This window comes from Tessaracoccus sp. ZS01, from assembly GCF_022342445.1.
In the GTDB taxonomy this organism is placed as follows: Bacteria; Actinomycetota; Actinomycetes; order Propionibacteriales; family Propionibacteriaceae; genus Arachnia.
Window position 1 is genome coordinate 445,756 of sequence record NZ_PQFE01000001.1, and the last position, 17,445, is coordinate 463,200.

Annotated in this window: 13 protein-coding genes; 6 read left to right on the forward strand and 7 right to left on the reverse strand. The window is 68.4% G+C overall.

Features of this window, described 5'->3' with window-relative positions; all coding sequences use genetic code 11:
* Positions 1–25: 25 nt before the first annotated feature.
* Genes C3E87_RS02160 through C3E87_RS02175 form a run of 4 tightly spaced genes read right to left on the reverse strand, consistent with a single transcriptional unit; the run spans position 26 to position 4,605 of the window.
* Complete coding sequence (locus C3E87_RS02160; RefSeq protein ID WP_076058736.1) at positions 26–679, reverse strand: LUD domain-containing protein; 654 nt, start codon at positions 677–679, stop codon at positions 26–28.
* Entirely contained in the window at positions 676–2,145 is a 1,470-nt protein-coding gene (locus C3E87_RS02165; RefSeq protein ID WP_076058739.1) for a LutB/LldF family L-lactate oxidation iron-sulfur protein, read from the reverse strand. Before C3E87_RS02165 ends, C3E87_RS02160 begins: the two co-directional genes overlap by 4 nt.
* A complete protein-coding gene (locus tag C3E87_RS02170; protein ID WP_076058741.1) occupies positions 2,142–2,894 on the reverse strand; it encodes a (Fe-S)-binding protein in 753 nt (250 codons plus the stop codon). Before C3E87_RS02170 ends, C3E87_RS02165 begins: the two co-directional genes overlap by 4 nt.
* A gap of 19 nt (positions 2,895–2,913) precedes the next feature.
* Entirely contained in the window at positions 2,914–4,605 is a 1,692-nt protein-coding gene (locus tag C3E87_RS02175) for an L-lactate permease (RefSeq protein ID WP_076058743.1), read from the reverse strand.
* 99 nt (positions 4,606–4,704) lie between these two features.
* Between C3E87_RS02175 and C3E87_RS02180 the strand changes: the two genes are divergently transcribed.
* Positions 4,705–5,373: a FadR/GntR family transcriptional regulator gene (locus C3E87_RS02180; protein ID WP_076058746.1), complete on the forward strand. Its 669-nt coding sequence runs from the start codon at positions 4,705–4,707 to the stop codon at positions 5,371–5,373.
* A gap of 30 nt (positions 5,374–5,403) precedes the next feature.
* Here C3E87_RS02180 and C3E87_RS02185 read toward each other — a convergent pair whose 3' ends face one another.
* Genes C3E87_RS02185 through C3E87_RS02195 form a run of 3 tightly spaced genes read right to left on the reverse strand, consistent with a single transcriptional unit; the run spans position 5,404 to position 9,462 of the window.
* Positions 5,404–5,898 carry a carbonic anhydrase gene (locus C3E87_RS02185; RefSeq protein ID WP_076058748.1) on the reverse strand — a complete coding sequence of 165 codons (495 nt, stop codon included), beginning with the start codon at positions 5,896–5,898 and terminating at the stop codon, positions 5,404–5,406.
* Between the two features lie 29 nt (positions 5,899–5,927).
* Entirely contained in the window at positions 5,928–8,408 is a 2,481-nt protein-coding gene (locus tag C3E87_RS02190; protein ID WP_076058750.1) for a DNA topoisomerase (ATP-hydrolyzing) subunit A, read from the reverse strand.
* 25 nt (positions 8,409–8,433) lie between these two features.
* A complete protein-coding gene (locus C3E87_RS02195; RefSeq protein ID WP_076058752.1) occupies positions 8,434–9,462 on the reverse strand; it encodes an App1 family protein in 1,029 nt (342 codons plus the stop codon).
* Between the two features lie 37 nt (positions 9,463–9,499).
* Here C3E87_RS02195 and C3E87_RS02200 point away from each other — a divergent pair, with 37 nt between their 5' ends.
* From C3E87_RS02200 to C3E87_RS02220, 5 genes are all read left to right on the forward strand, one after another.
* Positions 9,500–10,054: a DUF5998 family protein gene (locus C3E87_RS02200; RefSeq protein WP_076058754.1), complete on the forward strand. Its 555-nt coding sequence runs from the start codon at positions 9,500–9,502 to the stop codon at positions 10,052–10,054.
* The gene (locus C3E87_RS02205; RefSeq protein ID WP_076058756.1) at positions 10,054–11,172 is read left to right on the forward strand and encodes an alkaline phosphatase family protein; all 1,119 of its coding nucleotides are present in this window, start codon (positions 10,054–10,056) and stop codon (positions 11,170–11,172) included. The genes C3E87_RS02200 and C3E87_RS02205 overlap by 1 nt, the downstream gene beginning before the upstream one ends.
* Entirely contained in the window at positions 11,169–12,410 is a 1,242-nt protein-coding gene (locus C3E87_RS02210; protein ID WP_076058758.1) for a glycosyltransferase, read from the forward strand. Before C3E87_RS02205 ends, C3E87_RS02210 begins: the two co-directional genes overlap by 4 nt.
* Positions 12,403–13,053 (forward strand): thymidine kinase, encoded by a 651-nt coding sequence (locus C3E87_RS02215; RefSeq protein WP_076058760.1) that lies wholly within the window; start codon positions 12,403–12,405, stop codon positions 13,051–13,053. The genes C3E87_RS02210 and C3E87_RS02215 overlap by 8 nt, the downstream gene beginning before the upstream one ends.
* A gap of 145 nt (positions 13,054–13,198) precedes the next feature.
* Positions 13,199–17,398: a family 20 glycosylhydrolase gene (locus C3E87_RS02220; RefSeq protein ID WP_083665328.1), complete on the forward strand. Its 4,200-nt coding sequence runs from the start codon at positions 13,199–13,201 to the stop codon at positions 17,396–17,398.
* Positions 17,399–17,445: the final 47 nt, after the last annotated feature.

A 17,445-nucleotide genomic window follows, 5' to 3' on the forward strand; every position in this document is an offset into this window, starting at 1 on the left:
CTGGTTCCCGCCTGCTGAGCCGGCGTCAGTCAGCGACGAGGACGACGGAGAGGTGGCGCGGGCCGTGGACGCCCTCGACCCGGCTCAACTCGATGTCGCTCGTCGCTGAGCCGCCGCTCAACCACGTGACCGGGCGACGCTCGCGGATCGCCGGAGCCAGCCGGGCGATGCCCTCGGGAACGTCGCTCACCACCTGGTACTCGTGCACCACGCAGATGTGGCGGTCCGGAAGCAGTGTCAGGGCGCGGCGGCCCTGACCCTCGCCGTGGTCGAGGGCGATCGTGCCCGAATCAGCCATGCCGACCGCCGCCGTCGTCACCACCGCGTCGATGGCGTTCAGCTCGGCGTGGGTCAACTGCGGGTCGTCGCGGTGCAGCGCGAAGCCGGCATGTCGGAGCGCTGCGATCCACGCCTCGGGGAACCCCGCCGGCACCACGATGCTCTTCGTGTCCAACGCTTCCAGGGCTTCGACGATCATGGCCGCCGCCCCGTCGGGGGCGCAGCGGCGGACCGCGGCCTTGTAGTCCTCGACCTTCTCGACGAAGTCCGCGATCACGTCCTTGGTGCCCAGGGGGCGGCCGTAGACCCAGTCGACGGGCACGTCGACCATCGGATCCGTTTCGGTGACGTCCTGGGTGGCTCGGCGGATGCGTTGCAACACCTCTTCGCGTGCGCTCATTGTTCGTCTCCTTCGTGCTCGTCCTTCCACCACTGGCGGAAGGTCTGCGTGGGTGGGGCTTCGGCGTCGCGGGCCTGCAGCCAGCGCGAGGCCAGCGGGATGGGCATGGGGCCGAGCCACTTGCCGCGGAAAATGCGGCCGGCGAAGCGGCTGCCGAGTTGGACCGACGCCAGGTTCCGGCCGTCCTTCATCACCCAGCCGGCGCCCTTCATCAGCAGTTGCTCACCGGTGGGGTGCTTGGCCGTCTTGTGTTCGACGGCCTTGTGGCGCAGGTGCACCAGGATGTCGGTGAACGGGATCCGCACCGGGCACACCTCGTTGCAGGCGCCGCACAGCGTCGAGGCGAACGGCAGCGCGCGCGTGTTCGCGTCGTCCATGCCGCGCAGTTGCGGGCCGAGGATGGCGCCGATGGGGCCGGGGTACGGCGACCCGTAGGCGTGGCCGCCCACCCGCTCGTACACGGGGCAGATGTTGAGGCAGGCGGAGCAGCGGATGCAGCGCAGCGCAGCGCGGCCCTCGGGATCGGCCAGGACGTCGGTGCGTCCGTTGTCGAGCAGCACCACGTGGAGGTCCTGCGGGCCTTCGCCGGGCGTCACGCCCGTCCACATCGAGGTGTACGGGTTCATGCGCTCGCCGGTGGAGGAGCGGGGGAGCAACTTGAGGAAGACCTCCAGGTCCTCCAGCGTCGGGAGCACCTTCTCGATGCCGACGACGGAGACCAGCGTCTCGGGGAGGGTCAGGCACATGCGGCCGTTGCCCTCGGATTCGACGATGACGAGCGTGCCGGTGTCGGCCACGATGAAGTTGCCGCCGGAGACAGCCATCTTCGCGCGCAGGAATTTCTCGCGCAGGTGCAGGCGGGCGGCCTCGGCGAGTTCGGCCGGGTCGTCGGAGATGGGCTCGGGGGCGGGCCTACCGTAGCGGCCCATCTCCTCCTTGAAGATCTCGCGCACCTCGGAGCGGTTGCGGTGGATGGCGGGCACGAGGATGTGGCTGGGCAGGTCATGGCCCAACTGCACGATGAGTTCGGCCAGGTCCGTCTCCCAGGCGGCGATGCCCTCGGCCTCGAGGTGCTCGTTGAGGTCGATCTCCTGGGTGACCATCGACTTGATCTTGACCACCTCGTCGACGCCCTTGGCCTTGGCGATGTCCGTGACGATGCGGTTGGCGTCGGCCGCGTCACGTGCCCAGTGCACGGTGATGCCGGCTGCTGTCATGGCCTCCTCGGCCTGCAGGAGGTAGCGCTCGAGGTGGCGTGCCACGCGGTCCTTGATCTGGGCCGCCGCGGTGCGCAGCTCCTCCCATTCGGGCACCTCCGAGGCGCGGACGATGCGCTTGGCGCGGATGGTCGACGTCGCGTGGGTGAGGTTCTTGCGTTGCTCCGCGTTCTGCAGACTCGCCTTCGCTGCCTGCGGGAACTCGGGGATGCCCAGCCACGAGCCGGGCTCAGGGGTGCGGCGGTTCATCGCGCGTCCTCCTCGGTGGCGGCCAGGATCTCGGCCAGGTGGATGGTCTTGACGCCGGAGCGGCCGCGGTGCAGCACGCCGCCGATGTTCATCAGGCACGCGTGGTCTCCGGCCACGAGGTACTCGGCGCCGGTGGTGCGCACATGGCGGGCCTTGTCGGAGGCCATGGCGATGGACACGTCAGGGTTCTTGAGGGAGAAGGTGCCGCCGAAGCCGCAGCACTCCTCGGCCTTCGGCAGGTCGATCAGGTCGATGCCGCGCACGTCCCTCAACAGCCTCAGGGGGCGGTCGCCCACCTTGGCGACCCGCACCGAATGGCAGGTGGGGTGGTAGGTCACGCGGTGCGGGAAGTAGGCGCCCACGTCGGTGACGCCGAGCACGTCGACGATGAACTCGCTCAGCTCGTAGGTGCGGGCCGCCGTCGCCGTCGCGTCGCGTTCGAGGCCGGCATCGCCGGCGTGGCGGGCGAGCATGGGGTGCTGCTCCCGCACGGAACCGACGCAGGAACCGGAGGGGGCGACGATGTAGTCATAGTCCCCGAATGAGCGCACGTAGTTGCGCACGGTGGGCACCGCCTCGTCCCAGTAGCCGGTGTTGGTCATGATCTGCCCACAGCAGGTCTGGCGTTCCGGGTACGAGACGCGGCACCCGAGGCGCTCGAGGAGTCGCACTGTGGCGATGGGCACCGACGGTTTCATGGTGTCGGTGATGCACGTAGCGAACAACGCGACGTGGGGGTTGACGTTCATGGCAGTGGCCTTTCGGGGATCAGGGGAGCAGCCAGGAGAGCACGGGGGTGGACATGAGCCCGGAGAGCAGGCACAGCAGGGCGAGCAGCACGAAGCTCCATCCGATGATGCGGCGCAGGATCGTGGACTCGGCGCCGGCGATGCCGATGGCGGTGGCGGCGATCGTCAGCGACTGCGGCGAGATCATCTTGCCCACCACGCCGCCGGCCGCATTGGAGCCGACGAGCAGCGCGCGCATCGATTCGGTGCCGAGGTGCGAGCCTGGGCCGATCTCGGCGCCCACTCCGGATTGGAGGCTGGAGAACAGGATGTTGGCCGACGTGTCGGAGCCGGTCACGTAGGTGCCGATCCAGCCGAGGACCGGGGCCACGTAGGGGTAGAGGGCGCCGGCGCCCGCGAAGAAGAGGCCGAGCGCCAGGGTCTGGCCCGAGTCGCCCATCACGTAGGCCAGCGCCACGACGCTGCCGATGGTGAGCATCGCGAAGCGCAGCTTCTTCGCGTTGGTCCACAGCACGCCGAAGATCTCTCCGATGCCCATCCGGTAGATGAGGCCGGTGACGATGGCCACGAAGGCGAGCAGGATGCCCGGCGTCGACGCCCAGGCGAGCGTGTAGGACTGGTGGGCGGCCGGGTTGCCGGCGACGTCCAGCAGCCCGCCCAGGCCGGGCCAGGCGAACTTCACGTCGGTGGCGGCCAGCGCGGCCTTCACCGGCGGCAGCGCCGCGACTCCGAACACCACGATGACGAGCAGGTAGGGCACCAGTGCCATCATGATCCGGCCTCCGGTCAGTGCCTCGCCCGAGGTGCGGCGGGCATCGACCGGTGCGTCCTTCTCGACGGCGGGGTCGATCTTGATGCCGATCCGTTGGGCCGCCTCCGCGCCACCCCTCGGGTGCCACACCTTGAGGAAGGCGATGGCCACGATGACGCTGCTCACGGCGGCGAACACCTCGGTGAGGTTGTAGAGGGGCGTGGCGGACACGATCCACTTGGCGATGCCGAAGGTGACGCCGACGACCAGGCCGAAGGGCCAGCCTTCACGTAGGCCGCGCTTTCCGTCCATCACCGCGAGGAGCAGGAAGGGCACCACGAGGCACAGCAGTGCGGTCAGCCGGCCGGTGATGGGGGAGATGGCCAGCACGTCGTCGAACCCGCCCGTCTTGGCGGCCATCAGCACCGGAAGGCCGACGGCGCCGAACGCGACGGGGACGGTGTTGGCGAGCAGCGCGATGAGCGCAGAGCGCAGGGGCGAGAAGCCGATCGCGATCAGCATGGCCGCGGTGATGGCGACGGGGGCGCCGAAGCCGGCGAGGGCCTCGAGGAGGCCGCCGAAGCTGAACGCAATGAGGAGGCCCAGGACCCGGGGGTCATCCGAGATGAGGAAGAAGGTGCGCCGCAGGTCATCGAAGCGGCCGGAGGCCACCGTCACCTCGTACATCCAGATGGCGGTCAGCAGGATCCAGATGATGGGGAACAGCCCGTAGACGAAGCCGTGCACGCTGGTGGCCAGCGCGGTGGTCAGCGGCATGCCGAAGGCAGTGACGGCGACCAGCACGGCCGTCGCCCAGGAGAAGGGGCCGGCGAGATGGGCCTTCCAGCGCAGCGCGCCGAGGGTGATGAGCATCGCGATCACCGGGACGGCCGCCACGAGCGCGGACAGCCACTGGGCGCCCAGGGGGTTAGTGACCGGTTGGAAGGTTTCCAGCAACATCGGTGAACTCCGTCGTTCATATGGTCTGACCATTACTAATGGTCAGACCATAAGCTCTGGAGACGCGGCTGTCAACTGGATGGGACACAATGGGGTGCTATGACCACCGGCGGCTTTGAGAACGCGCTCGACTACCTGACGGGCGAGATCCTCGCCGGGCGCTTCGGAGCCGGTGACAGGCTGCCCAACGAGCGCGAGCTCTCCAGCCAGCTCGGGGCAAGCCGCAGCGCGGTCCGTGAGGCCATCAAGGTGCTGCAGGCCCAGGGCGTGCTGAGCTCGGCCACCGGGCGGGCCGGAGGCACCACCGTCGGGACGGGGCAGGGCGTCGCCTTCGGCCGCATGCTGAAACTGCACGTCGCGCTGGAGGCAGTCTCCTTCGCCGAGATCACCGAGACACGCGTGGTGCTGGAGCGCGCCGCCGCGCTGGCTGCCGTGGGCCAGCCGATGGGAGAGGTGAGGCGCCTCGCCGAGGAGATGGTCACCGTGACCCGGCCCGCCGCGTTCAACGACCTGGACACCGCGTTCCACGTCGCCATCGCCGCGGCCGGCGAGAACCGGCTCATCCGCGACATGACCATCGCGATCCGCGAGGCGGTGGCTGAGAGGATCCTCAGCGCTGAAGAGCGCCTGGCGCACTGGGAGGAACTACGCGCCAGGCTGGTCCAAGAACACGTACACATCGTCGACGCCCTGGAAACCGGCGACGGGGAGCGCGCCGCCCAACTGAGCGAGGAGCACGTGCGCAACGCGCTCGCCGCGCTCAGCTAGACAGCAGCCCCCGAGGTGGCGAGCAGCGAGCTAGAGGACCTGGGTCAGAAGGCCGGTGTCGACGTCGTAGATGAAGCCGCCGACCTCGGCGTGACCCTTGATCAGCGGGTGGTTGGCGATCATGTCCACGTCCGAGCGGAGCCGCGAAGCCTGATCAGGGTTGGCCCCGAACGAGAGCCAGGACGTATCCGTGCCGGTCTTGGCGGAGATGACCCTGCGGAGATCCTCATCGGTGCCGGAAGCCATGGCGCAGCGGGTGTGCGGCACCACCATGATGCGGTCCACCTGGAGGAGCTGGACGCTCAGCACGCAGCCGGTGACCACCGACGTGGTGACCCGTCCCCCGGGGGAGCGCAGGATCTTCGCGTCGCCGATCCGCAACCCGACCATGTCGAGTGGCTCGATGCGCGAATCCATGCAGGTCACGATGCAGACGCCCGCCTTGGCGATGCCGTCGAAGTAACCATCGGTGAAATCCGCTGCGTAGGCTTTGTTGGCCGCCATCAGGTCGTCAAAGTCGCTCATGCGAGGTGCATCCCTTCGTCGCGGAAATGTTACTCCCCGAAGAGGGTGTCGCCGGTTTCTGTCCGGGGAGCGACGCCCGCATCACGGCCCGCCAGCATCGTCACCGGCTGGGACAGCGGAGTGCCGGAGCCGTCGCGTCGTCCATGTTCGCGGGGCAGTTCGACCGGCGAACCGCTGGAGGCCGCGGCGACCACTGGGCGTGGGCCGATGGCCGCGATGAGGAGGGTGTCCTCGCCCTTCAGGAAGCGGTGCGCGCGCACGCCGCCCGTGGCCCGGCCCTTGGCCGGGAACTCGGACAACGCCGTGACCTTCGCCAGGCCGGTCTCGGTACCGGGCAGCGAGGTCGACGAGCCGGAGATGGTGACCACGTCGTCCGTGGCGGGGTCGACCGCGCCGAACCAGACGGCGGTGGCGCCGGCCGACAGCTTCATGCCGGCCATCCCGCCACCGGTGCGGCCCTGGGGCCTGACGATGGACGCCGGGAAATGGAGCAGCTGGGCGTCGGTACTGAGGAAGGCCAGATGCTTCGACTCGTCGTGCAGCTCGACGGCGCCGACCACCTCGTCGCCGTCCTTGAGGGCGATGACCTCCCACGAGTCGCGGACCAGCAGATCCGGGCGGACCCGCTTCACGATGCCCTGACGGGTACCGAGGGCCAGCCCCGGAGACTCGGTATCGAAGGTGGTCAGGCCCAGCGCTCGCTCACCGGGCTCGAGGGGCCACAGTTCGTGGGCGAGGCTGCCGCCCTGGAGGCTGGTTCCCGAAGCCGTCAGCGGGACGGTGGGCAACTCGATGGCGCGGCAGCGGAGGACGCGGCCGCGGTTGGTCAACACCCCGAATTCGCCGTGGGCACTCGTCTTCACCCTGGCGATGACCACGTCGTGCGCGGCCCGGCCCTCGGTGGGGAGCGGGCCGAAGTCACTGGTGCGCGCCACCAGCCCCGTGCCGCTCAGGAGCACCCAGCAGGGATGGTCCGGCACCTCGAGGGGCGCGGCCTTCACCGTGGTGGGCACGCCGGAGGAGGCCAGCAGGATGGTGCGACGCGGGGTGCCGAACTCCTTGGCCATCGCCGCGAGCTCGGTGCTGACGAGACGGCGCAGCACCGCCGGGTCCTCGATGATCTCGCGCAGGCCGGCGATGGTGGTGGCCAGTTCGTCGGCCTCCTTCTCCAGCTCGATGGTCGAGAACCGGGTGAGGCGCCGCAGCTGCATGTCGAGGATGTAGGTGGCCTGCAGATCGTCCAGGTCGAAGGCGCCCATGAGGCGTTCCTTGGCCTGGGCGCCGTCGTCGGAGGAACGGATGATGGCGATCACGTCGTCGATATCGGCGATGGCGATGATGAGACCGCGCACCAGATGCATGCGTTCTTCGGCCTTGGTGAGCCGGTGGTTCGTGCGGCGCAGGGTGACGTCGAGGCGGTGGTCGAGGTAGACCTCCAGCATCTCCTTCAGCGTGAGCGTGCGCGGCTGGCCTTCGACGAGCGCCACCGCATTGATGGCGAAGGTGTCCTCGAGCTTGGTGGCCTTGAAGAGCTGCTCGAGCAGGGCCTCGGGGTTGATGCCGTTCTTCACCTCGATGACCAGGCGGGTGCCGTGGGCGAGGTCCGTGAGGTCCTTGACGTCCGCGATGCCGGTGAGCTTCTTGTCCTGGACGCCCTTCTTGATCTGCTCGATGATGCGCTCGGGCCCGATCATGTAGGGCAGTTCGGTCACCACGATGCCCATGCGCCGGGGGCTGACCTTCTCGATGCGGGTGGTGGCGCGCAGCTTGAGGGAACCGCGGCCGGTGGCGTAGGCGTCGCGGATACCGTCGAGCCCGACGATCTTGCCGCCCGTGGGGAAATCCGGGCCGGGGATGTGGCGCATCAGCTCGTCGAGTTCGATGCCCGGGTTCTTCAGGAGTTGCTGGAGGCCGGCGATCACTTCGACGAGGTTGTGCGGCGCGATGTTGGTGGCCATGCCCACCGCGATGCCCGCGGCGCCGTTGACCAGCAGGTTGGGGAACGCGGCCGGCAGGACGACGGGCTCGGTCTCCTTGCCGTCGTAATTGGGTTTGAAGTCGACGGTGTTCTCGTCGATACCCCGGGTCATGGCCTGCGCGGGCAGCGCCATCCGGCATTCGGTGTAGCGCATGGCGGCCGGGCCGGCGTCGAGGGAGCCGAAGTTGCCGTGCCCGTCGATCAGGGGGAGGCGGACGGACCACGTCTGGCCCATGCGCACCAGCGCGTCGTAGATGGCGGTGTCGCCGTGGGGGTGCAGGAGGCCCATGACCTGGCCCACGACACGGGCGCACTTGACGTGGCTGACGTTGGGTCGGACCCCCATCTGGTCCATCGAGTAGAGGATGCGGCGCTGGACGGGCTTGAGTCCGTCGCGGGCGTCCGGCAGTGCCCTGGAGTAGATGACCGAGTAGGCGTATTCCAGGAAGCTGGTCTCCATCTCCTGGGTGACGTCGACGTCGAGGATGTGTTCTTCCTCATTGAGTTCGTCGTCGATCGTCCGCTTGGTCATCGGGCGCTCTCCTCAGGTTGTGGGACTACAGCAACCTGGAGAGCTTATCGCCCAAACCGTCGCCGTCAGGCGCACGCACCTCCGGCGCCGTGTCGGGTTCCCACCTTTCGTCGCTCTGCGGCACCTCCATGGGAAGGCCGTGGGCCAACGTGTGCTCGCCGGGCGTCAGTTGGCGGATGGCGCGGGCGCGGACATGCTCGGGCTGGAGGCTGGCGAACTCGGCGTACAGGTCCGGGTCGTGCTGGCCGTCGTCGCCGACGAGGACCCAGCGGATGTTGGGGAGGTCACGGGCCAGTTCGCGCAGGCAGCGACGCTTGTGGTCCGGGCCGCTGCGGAACCAGCCGGTGTTGGTGGGGCCCCAGTCCGTCAGCAGCATCGCGCCCTGCGGGATCCCGTGCCGCGCGATGAACCGCTTGATCATCGGGAACGTGTTCCAGGCCCCCGTCGAGATGAAGATGATGGGTGCGCCGGGGTGCTGGGCGAGCAGTTGCTGGTACAGCCGCGCCATCCCGGGGACGGCCTGGCGGGCCTGTTCCGTCAGCACGAACGAGTTCCAGGCGGCGAGCATTGGCCGGGGGAGCGAGGTGCTGAGGATGGTGTCGTCGATGTCGCTGACGATGCCGAAGTCCACGTCGTCGCCGATCACCTGGATGCTGGCCAGCGCGGAGGCGCCACCCTCGCCCTCGAGGGTCACCGAGTGCCAGCCCGGCGCCAGCCCTGGGTTCCGGACGCGCACGTCGATGAAGCCGCCTCTGTCTGCCTGGACGGGGATACGGACGTCGCCGATCACCACCGACACGATGGCGTTGACCTTGGCGGCGGCCATGAAGTTGCGCCAGCCGCGGCGGTAGATGAGGGCAGAGGCTGCCTGCACGATGCCCAGCGTGTCGGACGGGCGCAGCACGACCCGGGCGAGGATGCGTAACTGCTCGCTGGTGCCGTAGCCGGTGTAGGAGATGATCGACTCCTGCCAGCCCCTGCGGCCGAGCGCGCTGTTCAACAGCGAGTTGAGTCGGTCTTCCATGCGGGCTGCGATGAAGGGGCGAGAGGCCATGAACCAAACCTATCCGGCTCCGTGACAGAATGGCCCGGTGACCGCCGACAACCAGACTCTCCCCACCGGCCTCATTGACGAGATCGCCGAATGCGGGTTCTATCCCAGCCTCGTTGCCGAGACGGTGCTGATGGGATTGCAGGGTCGACCGGTGCTGCACTACCTCGTGCAGCACGAGGCCACCTTCGCGGGGCACGAACTGCACCGGCACATGACGGTGCTGGTCCTCACGGAGCAGCAGTTGCAGATCTGTCACATCGACGAGGGTGAGGGCGGCCGCGCAGAGGCGCTCGCCACCTCTGAGGTGGTCGCGCTGCGGGCCATCGATTCCGTCGTGGTGACGCGGGCCATGGCCAATCCAGAGACGCGCTCCGGGCTGAACGAAGCCTGGCTGACGATCGTCTGGGGCGCCGCTCGCCGGCTCGACCTGGGCCCGGCCACGTGTGAGGACCCCACCTGCGAGGCGGACCACGGCTACACGGGTGTGCTGCAGCCCGACGACATCACCGTGCGCATGAGCCCCGCGGCGGACGGTGAGAACGCCAAGCGACTCGTGGATTTCGGCGCCGCCCTCCAGCTGGTGGTCGCCTGATGTTCACGTTCGTGGATCCTCGCTACGGGGACCTGTCGCTCGCCAACCTCCTGCCCAGCGTCGTGGCTCGGCTCGATGGTGAGATCCCCCTGATCGAGATCCCCGAGGCCCGGCAGTACGTCGTGCTGCTGATCGACGGGCTCGGCTGGCACCAGCTCAGGGAGCACGCCGCGCACGCGGAGACCATGGCCGGCCTCCTGGACCGCGGCCACCGGCTCACCTGTTCCGTCCCGTCCACCACCGCCACGTCGCTGACGTCGCTGGGGTGCGGCGCCACGCCTGGTGAGCACGGGGTGATGGGCTACAGCTTCTACGAGCCGACGGTGGGCCGGGTCATCAATTCGCTCACCTGGGAGGGCGGCCCCGACGACATCGAGGGCTTCGCTCAGAAGCCCACCGTGTTCCAGCGCCTGGCCTCCCAGGGGCGGCCCAGCGCGGCCGTGACGCTGGAGCGGTTCGCCGGCAGCGCACTCACCAGGGTCGCTTTTGCGGGTACCCGGCTGTTCCCGGTGGCCAATGAGGGCGATGTGGACGAGATCACCGGCCACGTGACGGAGGCGCTGCGCGAATCGGACGTCGTCTACCTCTATGAACGGCTCCTCGACTCGGACGGCCACTCCCACGGGACGGGCAGCTGGCAGTGGCTCGACCGGTTGGCCGTCATCGACGACTACGTCGCCCACCTCGTGGAGACCCTGCCGCCGTCGGTGTGTCTGCTCATCACCGGTGACCACGGCATGCTGAACGTCCCTGAGGACACCCGCGTCATCGTCGAGGATGAACCGCGGCTCGCCGGCTACTCGCACCTGGGCGGCGAGCCCCGATTCCGCCACGTCTACGGTGAGGACCCCCGGGCCCTGGCCTGGGCCTGGGAATCGGTGTTCGGTGAGCGGGCGCTGGTGCTCCGCCGTGAAGAGGCCATCGAGGCGGGCTGGTTCGGACCCAACGTGTCCAACATGAGCTCCGCGCGCATCGGGGACGTCGTGGCGGCGATGACCGGTACCTGGGCGGCGATGACGTACGCCACGCCGGGCGAGTTCTCCCTGGTGGGCATGCACGGCTCCCTCACCGCGGCCGAGATGGAGGTCCCCCTGCTGATGCACGGGGGTGGCCGGTGAGCCTGCGCATCGCGATCCTGATCGACGATTTCTTCCCCGCCTCGGGGGGCATCTCCAGGTCCGTACAGACGCAACTGGAGGAGCTCACCCGCCTCGGTCACGACGTCACCCTCATCGCGCCGGACCGGCACCTGGTGCCGCCACCCGGGGTACGGACCATCGCCTGCCCCGTGCTGTACAAGGAGGGCCTGCCCTCGCACCTGAGTGTGCTGCAGCCGACGGAGCGTCGGGCCCGCAGGATCTCCGCGAGGGCCGCGTTCGACGTCGTGCACTCCCAGACGGAGCGGGGCGCGGTGGTGCTGGCCGCCCGCCTGGCGCGCCTGCAGAACATCCCGCACGTGCACACCTTCCATGCCAACATCGCCGGCACCCACAGCACGCTGCCGGTGAAGGCCGTGTTCGGGTCGCTCGGCTACGAGGTGCTGGTCACCCGCGCGCTGGCGCTGGCCTCCAAACGGCCGCCGCGCTTCACTTCGGCGTTGCCGCCCCGCACTGCGGAGCCGGACAACAACGGCTTCTTCACGCGGATGGATTGGCGCTCCCTGGGGTGGATCGCGGCCCACGTCGATCGTGTGACCAGTCCCGCCCAGTACATGCTGGACAACATCGAGGCCGCCGTCGCGCAGCCCATCGCTGGCCGGGAGATCCGCAACGCGTCGGCCGACACCTTCGTCGGCGTCGAGGCCACGCGCAGGACCGACAGGAGCGCAGTGCGCTTCCTGAGCATCGGCAGACTCGCCAAGGAGAAACGCCTCGACGTGGCCATCCGGGCCTTCAACCGGGCCGGGATCCCCGGCGCCGAACTGGTCATTGTCGGCGACGGCGACCAGCGCGCCCGTCTGGAGACCCTCGCCGGGCCGGGCGTGCGGTTCCTCGGGGCGCTCTCCGAGCGCGAGGCCGTGGCCGAGCAGTACCTGATGGCGGACGCGATGGTGCTCAGTTCGTACCGTTTCGACGTACAGCCCATGGTCATCCTCGAGGCCGGCGCCGCTGAGCTGCCGGTGCTGTATTGCGACGACCGGCTGACCGCTGGACTGAGTCCTGCCACCAGCCGCCTGGTGGCCCCGGACATGCAGGCGCTGGCCGTCGGGCTACGGGAGATGGCGGAACCCGGCCGGCTTGCAGCGTTGCGCCGGGGATACCGCGAGGTGGACGTGCGGTTGCGGCCATCGGACATGGCCGACGCCTACGTCGAGGTGTACGAAGAAGCGATCAGGATGCCGAGGAGACATGGCTGAACTTGTGTTCCACAGCGGACCGATGGACTGTGGCAAGTCCACGATGGCCCTGCAACTGGACCACGTCCATTCCACCCATGGACGGCGGGGACGGGTCTTCAGTTCTCAGGACCGGGCGGGGCAGGGCGTGATCACCTCCAGACTGGGGCTGAGCGCCCGCGCCATCGAGGTCTCAGCGGAGTTCGACTTCTGGCGCTACGTCATCACCGAACTGACCAGCGGCCGCATCGTCGACTACCTGGTGTGTGACGAGGTCCAGTTCTACACGGCGGAACAGATCGACCAGTTGGGGCGGATCGTCGACGAACTCCAACTCGACGTCTACGCGTTCGGGATCCTCGCCGATTTCCGCACGGAGCTGTTCCCGGGCTCCAAACGATTGGTGGAGCTGGCAGACAGGCTCGAGATGCTGTCGCTGGGGCCGCTGTGCTGGTGCGGCGCCCGCGGAACGCACAACGCGCGCACCGTCGACGGGTTGATGGTCACCGAGGGTTCGCAGGTCGTGGTGGGTGACACCGCGGCGGGCGAAGAGGTGCGCTACGAGGTGCTGTGCCGCATGCACCACCGTCGGCGGATGACGGCGACGAGGGCTCGGGCGACGCTGTCTCCGGATCCGTTGCCTTTCGACGACAGTGCCCTGTGACAAGCCACTGACCCCGCTGCGCAAACGCGCACTCGCCCTTCGCAATACGGCGTCCGCGGTTCCCAATGCCCCGAAGGGTCGGGGAGGATCGCAGGAAAACCGTGCCACAGTTCCGTGGCGCGCCTAGCGAGATAAGGGTGCGAAGATGCACGTGCGAAGAAAGTCCAGGAGCCTGGCGGCCCTGGTGTCCGCGTTGGCTGTCGCCTTCAGCGGAGTCGCCGCCATGGTGGCGCCGACGATGGCGTCGGCCGAGGACATCGGAACCAACGTCGCGTTGACCTCCAACGGTGCCGTCGTCAGTGCCTCTGGCAATGAGACGACCACCTGGGTCGCGGAGAACGCGACAGACGGAGATATGAACTCCCGGTGGTCCTCGAACCACTCCGACCAGGCCTGGCTCCAGGTGAAGCTGGCCCAGCCCACGGTCGTCGACCACGTCAACATCTACTGGGAAGCCGCCTGCGCCGCGCAGTACAAACTGCAGGTGTCGAATGACGGGACCATCTGGAGCGACGCTACCGCGTCGATCCGGCCCACGTGCCCGGCAGCCGGCACGGCGGGGCTGGACAAGCAGACCCTCAACGCCGCCACCACCGGCGAGACATGGAGCTATGTGCGCATGCAGGCCGAGGACCGTACGCCCATCGGAGGCTCGAAGTGGGGCGTGTCGCTCTACGAGTTCGAGGTCTGGAACGGCGCCGAGCCCACCCCGCCGGCCCCACCGTCAGGCGCAGTGAACCTGGTTCCGTTGCCGGTCAAGGTGACTGAGGACGAGGGCCAGCCCTTCACGCTCGACGCGAACACCCGGATCGTCGCCTCCGGCGAGGCAGCCCCCATCGCCGAACTGCTCGCCGCGCAACTGCGGGCGGCCACTGGCTATGCACTGCCCATCGTGGCTGCTGCAGACAGCAACGCGATCGAGTTCGTGGTGGACCCCGCGCTGGTTCCCGTCGTTGCTACCCCGAGCACGGATGAGCCCTACAAGCTGGTGACGGCCGAGGGCCGCGCCACGATCACCGCCAAGGCCAAGCACGGACTCTGGAACGGCGCTCAGACCTTCCTCCAACTGCTGCCGCCGATGATCTACTCGCCCGACACCGTCTACACCGAATGGACCGCGCCCGCTGTCACGGTTGAGGACGCCCCCCGCTACGTGCACCGCGGCACCCAGATCGACGTCGCCCGGTCCTTCATCGAGGTCGACGACCTGAAGAACATCATCGACACCCTGGCATCGGTGAAGATCTCGCGCATCCACCTGCACCTGGCAGACGACCAGGGCTGGCGCATCGAGATCACCAACGACGGCCGCGCTGAGGGTGACGAGATCGACTACACCCGGCTGCACAAGATCGGCGGGAATCTGTCGATGGCCGAGACCGAGTCCGGTAAGCACTTCGGCTACCAGCAGGAGATCGGCCGCAACGGCTACTACACGCAGGACCAGTACCGCGACATCGTGGCCTACGCCGCCGCCCGCCAGATCACGATCGTGCCCGAGATCGACGTGCCGGGCCACACGGGTGCCATGCTGCACTCCCTGCCGGAGCTGAACAGCACGGGCAGCCGGCCGTTCGCCACCGCCTACGGCAACACCGTCGAGCAGAACAACGGCAACGTGGGCGAGTCCACCCTGGACGTGAACAACCCCCAGACCTGGACGGCCCTGGAACACATCTTCGGCCAGTTGGCTGAGATGACCCCCGGCCCCTACATCCACGTCGGTGGCGACGAGACCCACGCCACCCCGCATGCCGACTACCAGGCGTTCGTACGTCAGGTCATCACCATCATCCGCGGCCTGAACAAGAGCGCCATCGGCTGGAACGAGTTCGCCGACGCTGGCCTCTCCGAGGGCGACGTCGTCCAGTACTGGACGGGTGGCACCCAGCGCACCTACGAGGCGATCCAGGCGGGCGCCAAGGTGGTCGTGTCCGCGTCCAACCGCGCCTACCTGGACATGAAGTACTCGAGCAAGACCCCCATCGGCCTCACCTGGGCCGGCATCGGCGATCTTGACCACTACTACACCTGGAACCCGCTGACGGTCGTCGAGCCCCCGGCGGGGTCAAATCTGCCTGCCGTGACCGAGGACGACCTCCTCGGCATGGAGGGACCGATGTGGTCCGAGACCATCCGTCGTGGCTCGCAGAACGAGTTCATGATGTTCCCGCGCGCCATGTCCCACGCGGAGGTCGGCTGGACCCCGCAGGCGCAGCGCAACGTGACGGAGTTCATGAAGCGGATGGAGCCCATGGGCGCCAGGCTGCTGGCCAAGGACTCCAACTTCTACGACAGCCCCAAGGTTGCGTGGGACGTTGCAGCCGCGGGTGTGGACGCCAAGGCAGCCCCGGGCACCGCAATGCTCGTGGAGCCTGCCACCATCGCAGCCCCGGGAACCAAGGTCTCGGCTGACGGCACGTCGATCCAGGTCGACACCGTCGACGACGCCGACGGCCGCAGCAATTCGGAGCTCACCGCCCCGCTGACCGCCACCGTCGACTTCGGTGACGGCTCGCCAGTGGTGGACGCCACCTTCACGCCGGTCCAGGAGCGCACCCCGGTGCACTCAGGCTCGCGCTATCTGGTGGGCGCCGAGCACGCCTACGCCGCCGAAGGCTCCTTCGACGCGACGGTGACCTTCTCCGATGGCCGCATCGTGACCGGCAAGGTGGCTGTCGAGACGGGGTACACCGCGCCCGTCGCCTGGGCACCGGACGTGTGCGTCGCCCCGACGGTGAGCGTTGAGAATGCCACCGTCAAGGACAACACCCGTATCGTCGCGGATCTGGCCGGCTTCACGCCGAACAGCCTCGCCACGATCCAGTTCAGCCAGGACCCCATCGAGGTCGCCGGCGCCAACGACACGAAGTCCGAGGATCCGTCGATCCAGGGTCGCTTCTGGATCAGTGACGACGGCAGCGCCCACCTGACGATGCCGGTGGTGTACCGCACGCTCGCCGGTCAGTACCTGCTGCGCGTGACCGATGTCGACGGGCGTTTCTCGGAGCAGGTCATCACTGTTGACTCGCCGTGGGCGCCGCTCACCGGGGAACTCATCACCGGCGCGACGGCCACCGCCTCGTCGCAGGCCCTGAACGAGCCTGCCCCGAATGGCAGGCCGGCCGCTCTGGTCGACGGTGTCCGCAACACGTTCTGGCACTCCTCGTGGGACCCGAACGACCCGATGCCGCACACCGTCAACGTCGATCTGGGCAAGGTCTACGACCTTGACTGGCTCACCTGGGTGCCGCGTCAGGACAGCAACAACGGGCAGGTGTCGAACTACACGATCGCCTACAGCGACGACAACGTGACCTGGTCGGAGCCGATGGCCAAGACGCTGCCCGCGGGCAGGGCCGCCACGGACATCGACCTCGATGTGTCGGCGCGTTATGTGCGCATCGTGATCACGGAGAACCACTCCACGACGGATCCGCACGCCACCATCGGCGAACTGGAGTTCCGCTCCGTGTCGACCGAGCCCCCGGTGGTCGTCACCCCGGTGCCGGAGACCTGGGCCCCGCCCGTCCCCTGCGGACCTGACGTCACTGACCCGGTGGTCGAGGCCATCGGCGCCCAGAGCGGCACCGTGGGCACTGCGCTGTCGATCCAGGTGCGGGCCACGGACGAGCGTCCGGGAACCCTCACCTACGCCGCCACCGGGCTGCCGGCCGGCGTGACCATCGACGCGGCCACCGGGTTGATCGCCGGTACGCCGTCGGCGTCGGGTGTGTTCACCGTCGTGGTGACCGTCACGGATGAGGCCTCCAACGCGGCAACGGCCAGCTTCACGCTGACCGTTGCCAAGAAGGCCACGCCGAAGCCGTCACCCAAACCGACGGCCACGTCGACGCAGACGCCCACGACGGCTCCACCGGCCTCGGACAAGTACGTCCCGACGGTGCCCTACACGCTGCCGGGCAAGCACGAGTTCAACGGTCGTCAGTGGTTCACGGAATGTGAGTCCTACTCGCAGACGGAGCGTTGCCGCACCGAGATCTGGGCCACGGTGGTCAAGGTCGAGGACGGTAAGTTCGCCCGCGAGTCGGGGTGGGCGTTCAACAACCTGACCTACCTGCCGTACATGACGCGTCAGGCGTGGAAGGGCAATCCGCTGGGTGATCTCGAGTCGACCACCAAGGGCCTGTTCACCTCTGCCGGTCGGCAGTGGAAGACGGAATGTGACACCCCGGCCACGGGTAGGGGCGCGTGCCGCTCCTACACGATGACGACGGTGTACGCGGCCACGGCGAAGCCTGCGGGTGGGTACGCCTTCTCGCAGAACAACGAGTGGGTCTTCAACAACATCGTGATGTTCGGAGGGCCCGAGAAGCGAGGCTGATCCTGACCTGGGCCGCGCGTTCGGCGCGCGGCCCAGGTGGTCAGCTG